This is a genomic window from Nocardia vulneris, from assembly GCF_001613425.1.
GTDB classification, from domain to species: Bacteria; Actinomycetota; Actinomycetes; order Mycobacteriales; family Mycobacteriaceae; genus Nocardia; species Nocardia vulneris.
Genome location: NZ_BDCI01000052.1, coordinates 129,163 through 141,571, shown reverse-complemented (window position 1 = coordinate 141,571; position 12,409 = coordinate 129,163). Strand labels below are relative to the sequence as shown.

At 68.9% G+C, this 12,409-nt stretch carries 11 protein-coding genes and 1 pseudogene; 7 read left to right on the top strand and 5 right to left on the bottom strand.

From position 1 onward, the window contains the following. From NVU01S_RS40585 to NVU01S_RS40575, 3 genes are all read right to left on the bottom strand, one after another. On the bottom strand, positions 1-889 hold an 889-nt coding region (locus NVU01S_RS40585), incomplete at its 3' end, for a hypothetical protein (protein ID WP_063048246.1). 101 nt (positions 890-990) lie between these two features. Further along, on the bottom strand, positions 991-1,647 hold the full coding sequence (locus tag NVU01S_RS40580) for a TetR/AcrR family transcriptional regulator (protein WP_156161634.1): 657 nt from the start codon (positions 1,645-1,647) through the stop codon (positions 991-993). Between the two features lie 5 nt (positions 1,648-1,652). After that, positions 1,653-2,012 carry an SPW repeat domain-containing protein gene (locus NVU01S_RS40575; RefSeq protein ID WP_042257498.1) on the bottom strand — a complete coding sequence of 120 codons (360 nt, stop codon included), beginning with the start codon at positions 2,010-2,012 and terminating at the stop codon, positions 1,653-1,655. 154 nt (positions 2,013-2,166) lie between these two features. Between NVU01S_RS40575 and NVU01S_RS40570 the strand changes: the two genes are divergently transcribed. The 3 genes from NVU01S_RS40570 to NVU01S_RS40560 all read left to right on the top strand — a co-directional run bounded on the left by NVU01S_RS40570 (position 2,167) and on the right by NVU01S_RS40560 (position 5,009). Then, positions 2,167-3,378: an NAD(P)/FAD-dependent oxidoreductase gene (locus NVU01S_RS40570; RefSeq protein ID WP_244467303.1), complete on the top strand. Its 1,212-nt coding sequence runs from the start codon at positions 2,167-2,169 to the stop codon at positions 3,376-3,378. A 103-nt stretch (positions 3,379-3,481) separates the two neighbouring features. Continuing rightward, a complete protein-coding gene (locus NVU01S_RS40565) occupies positions 3,482-4,243 on the top strand; it encodes a glutamate racemase (protein WP_029901617.1) in 762 nt (253 codons plus the stop codon). 25 nt (positions 4,244-4,268) lie between these two features. Further along, entirely contained in the window at positions 4,269-5,009 is a 741-nt protein-coding gene (locus NVU01S_RS40560; protein ID WP_043672684.1) for a DNA alkylation repair protein, read from the top strand. 4 nt (positions 5,010-5,013) lie between these two features. Here the strand turns inward: NVU01S_RS40560 and NVU01S_RS40555 are convergent, their stop codons facing one another. Both NVU01S_RS40555 and mftR2 read right to left on the bottom strand, forming a co-directional pair. Further along, positions 5,014-6,069 (bottom strand): ferredoxin--NADP reductase, encoded by a 1,056-nt coding sequence (locus tag NVU01S_RS40555; RefSeq protein ID WP_043672687.1) that lies wholly within the window; start codon positions 6,067-6,069, stop codon positions 5,014-5,016. Between the two features lie 57 nt (positions 6,070-6,126). Next, positions 6,127-6,765, bottom strand: a complete 639-nt coding sequence (mftR2, locus tag NVU01S_RS40550; protein ID WP_228833046.1) for a mycofactocin system transcriptional regulator MftR2 — start codon at positions 6,763-6,765, stop codon at positions 6,127-6,129. Between the two features lie 351 nt (positions 6,766-7,116). Between mftR2 and mftA the strand changes: the two are divergent. From mftA to mftG, 4 genes and pseudogenes are all read left to right on the top strand, one after another. Next, positions 7,117-7,191: pseudogene (mftA, locus tag NVU01S_RS45380) on the top strand (mycofactocin precursor MftA); the annotation flags it as partial. A gap of 14 nt (positions 7,192-7,205) precedes the next feature. Beyond that, a complete protein-coding gene (gene mftC / locus NVU01S_RS40545; protein ID WP_082032109.1) occupies positions 7,206-8,762 on the top strand; it encodes a mycofactocin radical SAM maturase in 1,557 nt (518 codons plus the stop codon). Positions 8,763-8,992: 230 nt separating this feature from the next. Beyond that, positions 8,993-10,393, top strand: coding sequence for a mycofactocin biosynthesis glycosyltransferase MftF (gene mftF, locus NVU01S_RS40540; RefSeq protein WP_042257506.1), 1,401 nt, complete (start codon positions 8,993-8,995; stop codon positions 10,391-10,393). A 27-nt stretch (positions 10,394-10,420) separates the two neighbouring features. Next, positions 10,421-11,887, top strand: a complete 1,467-nt coding sequence (gene mftG / locus NVU01S_RS40535; RefSeq protein WP_043672690.1) for a mycofactocin dehydrogenase MftG — start codon at positions 10,421-10,423, stop codon at positions 11,885-11,887. The last annotated feature ends 522 nt before the right edge of the window (positions 11,888-12,409 follow it).

Genomic DNA, 12,409 nt, shown 5'->3' with positions numbered 1-12,409 from the left:
CCGCGGCCCGGATGCGGCGCGACAGATGCGCCGGGTCTGCGAGGTCATGCCAGGTCCACCGCACCACCATCCACCCGAGCGCCCGGATGCGGTCTGCGCGGTTCTTTTCGGCGATCCGCACCTGGCCGGGCATACGTAATCCGTTCTGGCACTGTGCCTTTCCGTCGAATTCCCCGATCACTCCCAGTTCTGGGAACAGAAAGTCGACCCGGCCTACGCAAACTTCGTCGTCGGTGAAAACCCGGGCCTGCAACTCCGGCGCGGGCAGTCCGCATTCACGGAAAGCCGCGCGGCTCCGTGACTCCCCGATACTTCCACTGCGACCATCGAGAAAGTCGATGGTGTGTGCGGCCCGTCGAGCACCGCGGCGGTGCCGCGCGCGGGAAAGGTACTCCCGCAGTTCATCCGCGGTGGTGAGTCCCTGGTGCAGCGCGTTGTCCCCGATGACGACGGCCTGCTCGAAACTCGCCGAACGGGCGATGTCGATCACCGTCCGCGGTGCGGTGGTCACCTGGAGTCCGTTGACGATGGTGATCTCGTCCGGCGTCAGCTGTGCCGAATGGACCACCAGCTGGTTGGTGACGCGCCCGCCGTTGATCCGGTTACGGGTCAGGTGCACGCGGTCCAGCGGGATCGACCAGCACGGGATGCCGTGCAGCACCGCGGCCGAACAGTGGCTCGCGACAGCGTCTTCCGGCATCGCCTCACCGGTCGCGAGCGCGAGCACCAGATGGCGGCCCGCCGGCGTGAGCCCCGGCTCGGGTGCGTTGACGTAGCGCCCGGACCGCACCCGCCACCACGATCCGTCCAGGCAACGCCTGCGCAGTTCACTATCGGAGATCCCCGCCGCCAGCGCCTGCTGCCGCGAGATCAGTTGCGGTGCATCCATACCGCGATCGTGAACCACCCGGCTTCTGGAAACCACCCGTCGCTCCCCAATTGGGGATAACACGCACCCTGTGCATAACTTTCGATCCCCACTTCGCGAACTCAGCCGAGCTGGGTCATCCCGGCGGCGACGACCTGGGCGACGTTGAGCAACTCGTCGGCGGTGGGGAGGGGCACGCCGTCGAGGGCGTGCAGCCGATCGGTGCTGGCGATGGCGAACATGGCCGAGACCCACGCGGCGGCGCAGGCGCGCAGAGTGCCGGGCCGCACCGGTGCGGGCGCGCTGGCCTGTAGCACGCGTGCGGTGACATCGAGCAATTGATCACGCAGACGGCGCAATTGGCGCCGGACGTCGGGGTGGGTGTCGGCTTCCCGCCACATGATCACTCGCAGCACCGAGGAGTGGTGATCGCGCAGGTTCAGCGCCGCGTCCAGCGCGACCAGGCTGGCCGCGGGATCGCCGGGCGCCACCACGGTGCCGATATCTTCGATCGGGTGCGCGGGGACCCGCTCGGCCATCAGGGTCGACAGGATCGAATCCTTGGTCGGGAAGTAGTAGAAGACAAGACCTTTCGGCACGCCCGCGGCACCGGCGATGGCCGCCGTCGCGGTGGCGTCGAAGCCCTGTTCGGCGAAGAGCTGCTCGGCCGAGTCCAGGATGAGTTGCCGGGCGTCGCCGTCCACTTTCGCGCTGCGGCGACGCCCGGCGGCGGGTTCCTTGCCCGGTCGGCGGGTGGCCCGCCGACCGGGTTTCGGCATCTGCATCAGTGGTGTGGCGCCATGCTGTGCAGACGTCCCGACACCGTCGGCAGCGCCGCTACCGCGACCACCGCCGTCACTACCCCGACTACCCATGCGGTCCAGGATGCGCCGCGGTAATCGCTGAAGTCCATGGCCCACGGGGAAATGAACAGCAGCACGCCGAACAGGCCCATCGCGTAGTCGGCGTTCGCGCCGAGCGCGGGCCGGTACATCTGCGCCAGCCCGGTGAGTGCGATGAGCACGCCGAGCACGATCAGCGACCACATCGCTTTGTCGGTGGTTTCCAGCCACAGGGGTGACAGTGCGGCGAAGACGCCCAGCACTACGGCCAGGAAGTCCTGTGCGCGGCTCTCGGTGAACATGGTGTGCCTCCTAGGGCTCAGGATTATGTCCTACCTCTGGGTATAGACCTGATTGACCGCCCGATCAATATCGGTACGGCTACGATTACACCGCGATTGCCGAGTGAGCGGGCTCACTCCGGCAGGGCACCAAGCAACCGTTAGGGTGAGCTGCGTGGCACCTTCAGCAACAGACACCGCGCCGATCGTGATCGTGGGCGCCGGCCTGGCCGGCCTGCGCACCGCCGAGGAATTGCGCCGTACCGGATACGAGGGTGCGCTCGTCCTGCTGGGCGACGAACCACGCCTGCCCTACGACCGGCCGCCGCTGTCCAAGCAGTTCGTCCGCGGCGAAACCGACGACACCACGCTGCGTCCCGACGAGTTCTACGCCGAGAAGCAGATCGATGTGCGGCTCGGCATCGAGGCCGTCGGCTTGGACACCGCGGCGCGGCAGGTGCGGCTCGCCGACGGCACGGCGCTCGACTACGCGCAGCTGATCATCGCCACCGGCCTGCGTCCGCGCCGCCTGCCCGGTCTGCCCGACCTGACCGGCGTGCACGTGCTACGCGGCCACGCCGACGCGCTCGCCCTGCGTAGCGAATTGGCGACGGCGACAACGGCACTCGTGATCGGCGCGGGTTTCATCGGTTGCGAGCTGGCGGCCAGTTTCCGGGCCCGCGGCGTCGCGGTGGTGCTGGTCGAGCCGCAGCCGGCGCCGCTGGCCGGGGTGCTCGGCGAGCGGGTCGGCGAGTTGGTGGCCAGGATGCACCGCGCCGAGGGGGTCGACCTGCGCTGCGGGGTGGGGCTGCACACGCTGCTCGCGGGGGGCGACCGGGTGCGTGGCGCGATCCTGTCCGACGGCACGGAGGTGGCCGCCGATCTGGTGGTGATCGGGGTCGGCTCGCGTCCGGTGACGGAGTGGCTGGCCGAATCCGGCATCGCGCTCGCCGATCCGGCGGCGGGCGGCGGGGTGCTGGCCGACGAGGTCGGGCGCACCTCGGCCGAGGGGGTCTGGGCGGTCGGCGACGTCGCCGCCTGGCAACAGGAGGCCGGGCACCGCAAGCGGATCGAACACTGGACCAACGCGGGCGAGCAGGCGCGGCTGGTCGCCTGCGCGCTGCTCGGCGCCGCCGCGCCGACCGCGGCCCGGGTGCCGTACTTCTGGAGCGACCAGTACGACGTGAAGATCCAGGCGCTCGGCACACCGGCCGCGACCGACGATGTCGACGTGGCCGTCGATGACGGCCGCAAGTTCCTCGCCTACTACTCCAGAGACGGCAGGCTGACCGGCGTGGTCGGCGCGGGCACGACGGCACAGGTCATGAAGACCAGGGCGAAGATCGCCGCGGGCGCACCGGTTTCGGAGTTGCGCACGCCGAGCTGAGTGCGGTCGCGTGGTGCGGCCGAGCGCCGGGGGCCGGTGCCTGCCTGCCCCTCGGGCCGCCGTCGTGAGCACCGCGTCCGGGCCCTGTAATACGGTTGTCGATGTGATCGTCGCGCTCATCGATTCGGGTCTCGGCTTGCTGCCCACATCCGCTTGGCTGCGCAAGCTGCGGCCGGACGTGGATCTGCTGCTGCAATTGGACCCGGACGGCGCGCCATGGGGGCCGAAACCGGAGCAGTGGACGATCGACCGCGTGGTCCGGGCCGCCGGGATGTCGATCGAGCTGGGCGCCGAAGTCATCGTCATCCCGTGCAACACGGCCAGCGTCACCGCCCTGGAGCATGTGCGCGCGGAGGTCGGCCCCGATGTGCCGGTGATCGGCACTGTGCCCGCGATCAAACCGGCCGCGGCCGTCTGCCGCTCGGTGGCGGTGTGGGCAACCGCGGCCACCACCGCCAGCCGGTACCAGGCGGATCTGATCGCGAAGTTCGGCGGCAACGCCGATGTGGTCGGGGTGGCCTGCCATGGTCTGGCCGATGCGATCGACCGCGGTGACCTGGTCGGTGCGCGCGAGTCCATCGCGCGGGCGGTCGCGGAGACCCCCGACGACGTCGAAGGCGTCGTGCTCGGCTGTACGCACTATCCGCTGGTGATCGATGCCATCGTCGCCGCGCTGCCCGACGGCGTCCGGCTCTTCGACAGCGCGCAAGCCGTTGCCGCGCAGACCATCCGGCGCATGGACGCACTCGGTCGCCCGACGCCGGGCAACGGCGCGGTGCTGGTCCGCAACAGTGGCCGGCCCGGCGAGTTGCCCGCCAGCGCAGCGGCTTTCGAATCCGGCCGCATTCTGGGCGCCCAGGGTTGATGCGACCCGCCGGGAGGTGTCCGCGATGACCGAAGGCGCGCAGACCGCGGCCGCGGTGCAGGCCGCGCTGCGGGAGATCGCCGATCCCGCCGACGCGATCCATCTGCAGCGGTTCTTCAAGACCGGCCCCGGTGAGTACGGCGCGGGCGACGTGTTCGTCGGCGTGCGCGTTCCGGCGACCCGCGGTGTCGCGAAACGCTTTGCGGCACTGCCCCTCGACGAGATCGACCTACTGCTGGACAGTCCCGTGCACGAGGACCGTCTCGCCGGGCTGGTCGTGCTCAATGCCCGGTTCGCCAAGGCGTCCAAGCCGCGCACCTTCGACGACGCGGCCCGTGCGGAAATGGTGGACCGCTATCTGGCCGCCGTACGCCGGGGCCGGGTGAACAACTGGGATCTGGTCGACGTGTCCGCCGAGAACATCATCGGTCCGTGGCTGCTGGACAAACCACGCGAGCTGCTGTTCGAATTGGCCGCCGCGGACTCGCTGTGGGAGCGGCGGGTCGCGCTGCTGTCGACCTTCGCGTTCATCAAATCCGGTGACGCCACAACCACATTCGCGCTGTCCGAGCGGCTGCTCGACGATCGCCGCGACCTCATCCAGAAGGCCCTCGGCTGGATGCTGCGCGAGGTGGGCAAGCGGGTCGACCAGCGCTTGCTCACCGGCTTCCTGGACACGCATGCCGCCGATCTCGGTCGCACCGCGCTCAGCTACGCGACCGAACATCTCGATCCCGCGGTGCGCGCGCACTATCGCGCGCGCTGAGCGATCAGAACTGGATCTTCAGGTGATCGGTCACCGGATGTGCCTGGCAGCCGAGGATATAGCCGTTCTCGATGTCCTCGGGGTCGAGGATCTCGGCGTTGTCCATCTCGACCTTGCCCTCCAGCACCGTGCACGCGCACGACCCGCATTCGCCCTCCTGGCAGGAGTACGGCACGTCCAGGCCCTTGGCCAGCATGATGTCCACCAGGGTCTGCTTGCGCGGCCAGGACAGCTCGTGCACCTCGCCGTCGAGTTCCACCTCGACCGTGGCGGCCTCGGCCGCTTCCGCGTCGGACACCTCGACCGGCGCCTGGTCCGCGAACGGGTCGCCCGCAAGGGAATTGAACACCTCGGCGTGCGTACGCGAGCGCGGCACGCCGAGCTGGGCGAGCGCGTCGTGCACCCGGTCCATGAACGGTTTCGGCCCGCACATGAACGCTTCGAAGCTCTGGTAGGGCGAGGCCAGGGTGGCCAGCGCGTCGGCGGTCGGCAGGCCCTGCAGGTGCTCGAGCCAGTGGATCACGGTCAGGCGCTGCGGATGTTTGTCGGCCAGGTCGCGCAGTTCGTCGGCAAAGATCACCGATTCGTGGTCACGGTTGGCGTACACCAGCACAATTCGGCCGCCGCCGCGCGCGAGCGCCGATTTCAGGATCGACATCACCGGGGTGATGCCGCTGCCCGCGCCGAACAGCAGCAGGTCCGCGTCGAGATCCTTCGGCGTGAAAACACCTGAGGGCGGCAGCAGTTCGAGCGAGTCGCCCGCTTTCACGTTGTCGCACACCCAGTTCGAGCCGTAGCCGCCCGCGGTCCGCTTGACGGTGACCTTCGGGCGGTCGTCGGTGAACGGCGAACTGGCCAGGGAATAGCACCGCGCCACCGAGCCGGTCAGGTCGCTGGGGATACGCAGGGTCAGGAACTGGCCGGGGTGGTAGCGGAACCGCTCGGCGAGTTCGTCGGGCACGTCGAAGACCAGCGAACAGGTATCGGGCGTTTCCGTGATGACCGCTGCTACCCGCAGCACGACCGAACGTGAGCCGTGTGGAACTTCGACGGTTGTCATGTCGTCCTCTCACCTACCCAGCGCTACTCGGCGCCAAAACTAGAACGTGTTTCAGTTTTATCGTACGTCGGACGTCGGCTGCCGGACAAGCTGGGCCTCCAGTCCGGCGATCAGCACCTCCATGCCGAAGTCGTAGGCGTACTTCCCGCGCAGGTCGGCCATGTGCTTGGTGGCACGTTCGACGGCATTCGGGAGTGCGACATCCGACAGCGGCGCGCGGTCGCGCGGGTTCACCCGGCTGCGGCCGAACAGATAGGTGTGAATGGTGGCATAGGCGGCCAGCACATTGCGGTCGTTGAAGCCCGCCTCGAACAGGATCTCCATGATGGCGGCGATCAGGTCGAGCTGTTTGCCGAGCATCTGCTCGATCAGCACGTCGCCCAGGCCGGGGTGCTTGCGCAGCTTCTCGTCGATCTGGTCGATGAGATCGCGCAGCCGGATCTGCCATGGACCGGATTCGGCTGGTGGCGTGCGCACTCCGGTGAGTGCGGCGGTGGCGACCAGGTCGAGCAGTTCGCGTTTGTCCGCGACGTAGTAATACGGCGCCATCGGGGAAACTCCGAGTTCGCGGGAGAGCCGTCGCATCGACAGTTTCTCCACGCCGTCTTCGCGGACCACTCGCAGCGCGGCCTCGACGATCTCGGACTCCGACAGAGTGTTGCCGCCCCCGCTCGCCTGCATTCGTCCGACTCCCATGCCACCTCTACCACCGCGGGCGCCTGTCGCCCGTCCCGTCCTGTTCAGCTGCTTTCTCTCCGAAGTCTAGAGGGCGCGGCCGCGCCCGGGTCGGTGTGCGGGTGACTCCGTCGCAATGGTGACGATCGACTCCGGCCGATCGACGCGGGTGCGGGCAGGCCGTTCTGCCTGCGGCGGCGAAGTCGTACACAAGAACGTGTTCCATTTTGTCAGCGAATGACGTTATCGTGTGACGGGGGCTACATCGGGTAGCCACCGGACGCTTGCTCGGAGGTACACATGCCGGAATACGGAGCCAACGGACACGCCGAGACCGACCACTCGGGCACGGTCGGCACCACCGAACCGCGCGAGGACACCGCACCGCTGGTCGAGGAGAGCCTCATCGAAGAGGTCTCCATCGACGGTATGTGCGGCGTCTACTGACAGGCGGAACCACCATGTTCGATCTCGACGACCGATGGCAGCTGCACCCCCGGGTAGCGCTGCGCCTGGAACCGTTCGGTGCTTTGCTCTACCATTTCGGCACCCGCAAACTCTCCTTTCTGAAGAGTCCGCGGATCGTCGAGATCGTGCGGTCGCTGCCCGCACACCAGTCCGCGCGGGCGGCGCTGAGTGCCGCGGGCATCTCGGCGGAGAATTCCGCGCAGTATGTGAAAGCGCTGACACAGCTGGTCGATTCGGAGATGATCATCGAGGCGCCCGCCGCTGCTACGCAGGCGCCCGCCGCCGCCGCTGCTGTGAGCGCGGCACCGTCGACGGCGGGGGTGGTCCCGCCGTCCGACGCGGCGGTGCCGCTGGTCGATCGGTTCGAATCCGGTCTGGCTGCGCCGATTTGCCTCACCTGGGAACTGACCTACGCCTGCAACCTGTCCTGTGTGCACTGCCTGTCCTCCTCCGGTCGGCGTGATCCGCGCGAGCTCAGCACCGAACAGTGCAAGGCGCTGATCGACGAGTTCGAGCGCATGCAGGTGTTCTACGTGAACATCGGCGGCGGCGAACCCACGGTGCGCCCGGACTTCTGGGAGCTGGTCGACTACGCGACCGCGCACCACGTCGGCGTGAAGTTCTCCACCAACGGAGTTCGGATCACGCCCGAGGTGGCCGCCCGGCTGGCCGCGAGTGACTATGTCGACGTACAGATTTCGCTGGACGGCGCGGACGCGGCGGTGAACGACGCGGTGCGCGGGCCGGGTTCGTACGCGATGGCCATCCGCGCGCTGGAGAACCTCGCCGCGGCCGGTTTCCGCGACGCGAAACTGTCCGTCGTGGCGACCAGGCACAACATCGGTCAGCTCGACGAGTTCCGGGCGATCGCCGAAAAATACGGCGCGACTTTGCGATTGACCAGGCTGCGGCCGTCCGGCCGCGGCGCGGACGTGTGGGACGAGTTGCATCCGACCCAGGAGCAGCAGCGGGTGCTCTACGACTGGCTGCTGCGCAACGGCGAAGGCGTGCTCACCGGCGACTCGTTCTTCCACCTGTCCGCGTTCGGCCAGGCGCTGCCCGGGCTGAACCTGTGCGGGGCCGGGCGGGTGGTCTGCCTGGTCGACCCGCTCGGGGACGTGTACGCCTGCCCGTTCGCCATCCATGACCGGTTCCATGCCGGAAACGTGGTGGCGGACGGCGGTTTTCGCACGGTGTGGCAGGAGTCCGAGCTGTTCGCGGAGCTGCGTGCGCCCAGCGGTGGTGGCGCCTGCGCGTCGTGCAGTCACTACGACTCGTGCCGCGGCGGCTGCATGGCGGCCAAGTTCTTCACCGGCCTGCCCGCCGACGGACCGGACCCGGAATGCGTCCAGGGGTACGGCGAGGCGGCGCTGGCCGACCCGGCACGGCTGATCCCGCGCTCCTCGGTCGACCATTCGCGGCGGGCGACACCGCGCACCGGCGCCCGCAAACCCGCGCCCGTGCCGTTGACCCTGTCGGTGACGCGCCCGAGCGGATTTTCACCTGAACGTCGCCCGGCGCGTGCCTGTGACGAGAGTCCGCTGGCTTAAGCGAGGGCAATTGCCAGTCGTGTGCTGCCGAACGCGCGGCGGTCGAGTTCCGGTTTCGACCGGCCGATTGCCGTCGCGTTGCCGAATGCTGGAATCGTGTGAAATGCGCCGCGCCAACTTTGTCGGCGATATCCGTCGGGGCGCGTCGGCGGGCCCGATTCGTGCGGAATTCTGTCCTTTTAACCGGACTGATGATGCTTGTTCGCGAATCTCCGCCTAGCATGCCAGGAATGCGCCATGATCGCCTGCCCGACGGATTCGGGGTGCGGATTGATCCACGGGTACGCGCATACTCCGGAGGACGAGTGCTGATCGGCGGGTCTCCCGCCCGGTTGCTGCGACTTGCCCCGGAGGCCGCCGAGATGATCGGCGACGGGTACCTCGAGGTGACCGGGCCGAAGTCCGCGACCGTTGCCAGACGGCTGCTCGACTCCGGTGTCGCGAACCCGCGTCCGCGTCTGCTGCCCTCGCCCGAGGACGTCACCGTCATTGTGCCGCTGTACAACAACCCGGACGGGCTGGCCCGGCTGCTCGCGGCGCTGCGCGGACACAACGTCATCGTGGTCGACGACGGCTCGGACCAGCCGGTGCACATCCCGCGCGATCGGGGCACCCGCTGCCGGGTCACCGTGCTGCGCCACGATCAGCGGCAGGGTCCGGCGGCCGCGCGCAATGCCGGATTGAAGGCCGCGACAACCGACTTCGTCGCCTTCCTGGATTCCGACGTGGTGCCGCGCAGCGGCTGGCTCGAGGTGATGCTCGGGCACTTCAGCGATCCGGAAGTGGCGCTGGTGGCCCCGCGGATCGTCGCGCTGGACCCGGAGTCCAACGCACTGGCCCGCTACGAGCACACCCGCTCCTCGTTGGATCTGGGCAGGCGTGAGGCGGCCGTGCAGTCGCACGGGCTGGTGTCCTACGTGCCGAGCGCCGCGCTGCTGGTGCGCCGCCGCGCCCTGCTCGCGCAGGACGGCTTCGACGAGTCGATGCAGGTCGCCGAGGATGTCGACCTGTGCTGGCGGCTGGAGCAGGCGGGCTGGCGCCTGCGCTATGAGCCCGCCGCCCATGTCGCGCACGACCACCGGGTGTCCTTCCGTGCCTGGTTCGGCCGAAAGATGTTCTACGGCACGGGCGCCGCGCCGCTCGGCGAGCGGCACCCGGGGATGGTCTCGCCGCTGTCGCTGCCGTCGTGGACCATGCTGGCGGCCTTCCTCTTCGCCACCAAGTCCAAGTGGGGCCTGCTCGGCGGGCTGGTCACCCTGGCGACCGCGCTGGTGCGACTACGCCGGGTGTTCGCCGAGCTGGACAACCCGACCCGGATCGCCGCGATCTACCTCTCGCGCGGCTTCTTCGCCGGGCTGTGGCGGCTGGCCTCGGCGATGTGCCGGCACTACTGGCCGGTGACGCTGCTGGCGATGGTGGCCTCCAGGCGAATTCGGCGCATCGCGATCACCATGGCCGTCGCGGACGGCCTGGCCGACTGGTTCACCCATCGCGACGCCGGCGGCCTCGATCCGGTGCGCTATGTGGCCTACAAGCGGCTCGACGATATCGCCTACGGCACCGGGCTCTGGGTCGGTGCCTTCCGTGCCCGCAGCCCGGAATCGCTGAAACCCACTGCGCCGTCGCACTGATTCGCCGACGGCTCGATCGGACGGCGGATGACCGACACGCTGATCGTCGGCGGCGGCACGGCGGGCTGTGTGCTCGCCGCGCGGCTGAGTGCGCACCCGGACCACACCGTGCGGCTGCTCGAGGCGGGCCCGGTGTGGCGCGCACCCGCCGAGGTTCCGGCGCGATTGCGCGACGCCACGCGGCTGCCGCTCGAGGCGGATACCCCGTGGCTGTGGCGCTATCCAGTTTCGCTGGCCGCGGCGGACGGCGCCGAGCAGACCGGAAACATTGTGCGCGGCAGGGCGATCGGCGGTTCGAGCGCGGTGAACGGCAGCTATTTCGTGCGCGCCGCGCCCGCGGATTTCGCGGCGTGGAGCCAGGTACTGAATGGCGCGAATACTTGGTCCTTCGATGCGGTGCTGCCCGCGTATCGCCGCTCGGAACACGATCTGGATTTCGGTGACCGGCGCTGGCACGGCCGTGCCGGCCCGATTCCGGTGCGGCGCACCGCCGATCCGGTACCGCTGAGCGAGGAATTCGCCAACGCCTGTGTGGTCGCGGGATTTCCGCTGCTTTCCGATTTGAACGCGCCCACCGACGCCACCGACGGCGTGGGTCGGGTGCCGTGCAATATCGCCGACGGTGTGCGCACCGGTACCGCGCTCGCTTATCTGCTGCCCGCGTTGAATCGGCCGAATCTCACCGTGCACGGTGATACTTCGGCGGTTCGCATTGTTTTTCGTGGCACCCGCGCCGTCGGCGTCGAAGTGCGGCGTGCCGGTCGGACCGAAACAGTGTGGGCCGATCGGATCGTGCTCAGCGCGGGTGCCATCGAAACCGCGGCACTACTGCTGCGTTCGGGTGTCGGCGATCCCGAACAGCTTCGGGCGTCGGGAATTCCGGTGGTGCATCCGGCGCCGGTCGGTGCCTGGTGCACCGACCATCCTGAAATCGGCCTCGAATATCGCCTGCCCGCACCGGCGCGGGCGGCCGTCGCCTTGGAATATGCGCTGGCATTGGACGACCTCGAATTCCGGCCTTACACGGTCGCTTTCACGCCTGGCACGTATCGGCTCGGAGTGGCGCTGATGCGACCGGAGTCCGCGGGCTCGGTGCGTCTGCGTGCGGCCGACCCGGCGACCCCGCCGGACATCCGGCTCGGTCATCTGCGCGCGGAGCGCGATCGGGCCCGGCTGCGTACCGCGGGCGATATCGCGATGGACCTGCTGCACCGCATGTCGGCGCAACCGCGTACCGACCCGATGCCCCGATCGCCCGCGCAGGCCGACGCCTGGCTGCGCGCGAACCTGGCCACCTCGCAACACCTGTCGGGCACCTGCCGCATGGGCCCGCCGCACGACGCGCGCGCGGTCGTGGACGAGCGCTGCCGGGTGCACGGCGTCATCGGTCTGTCGATCGTCGACCTGTCTGTCGTCCCGGTGCCGCTGGGTCGCGGCCCGCAGGCGACGGTGGTGATGATCGCCGAACACGCCGCGGCTCATCTCACCACCTGAGACGAGATCCGGCCCGCGACGTAGCGAACTGGTCGACCGACCCGGTGTTTAAAGGAAAACGCCCCCATTTATTGGGGCAAGCGTTAATGTTCGCCATGCCTGCCCGCAGGGGCATCGGCCAGCTGTTGTTTTGCCGCTCGAGGAGGCTCTGGTGCTACACGCGGAGTGGGGTTGCGGCATGCCCGGTGAGCTGTATCCGTCGGGGGTACAGCTCACCACAACCGGTCCGGCCCAGCGCCGTTCGGCGCGGCTGCCACTCCCGACGCCGTCACCCGGCCCGATCCGCACCGGCTTGTGTCCCGAACCGCCGGAAATGTCGGTCGCCCCCAGTAGGCTGAACCAAGCAGCGGCCGAACCGGATCGACGGTTCCGCGACGCCGAAGGCGGGCAGCTGCGTCAGGCTTCGCCGGTGCCGGACTCAGGGAAGGTTCGGCACCGGCGGGGATTCCAGCCGCGATGGCTGTCACACCACTTCGTCACACATCACTTCGTCGCACTCGCCACAGTTCCGCCCGTCCGGGC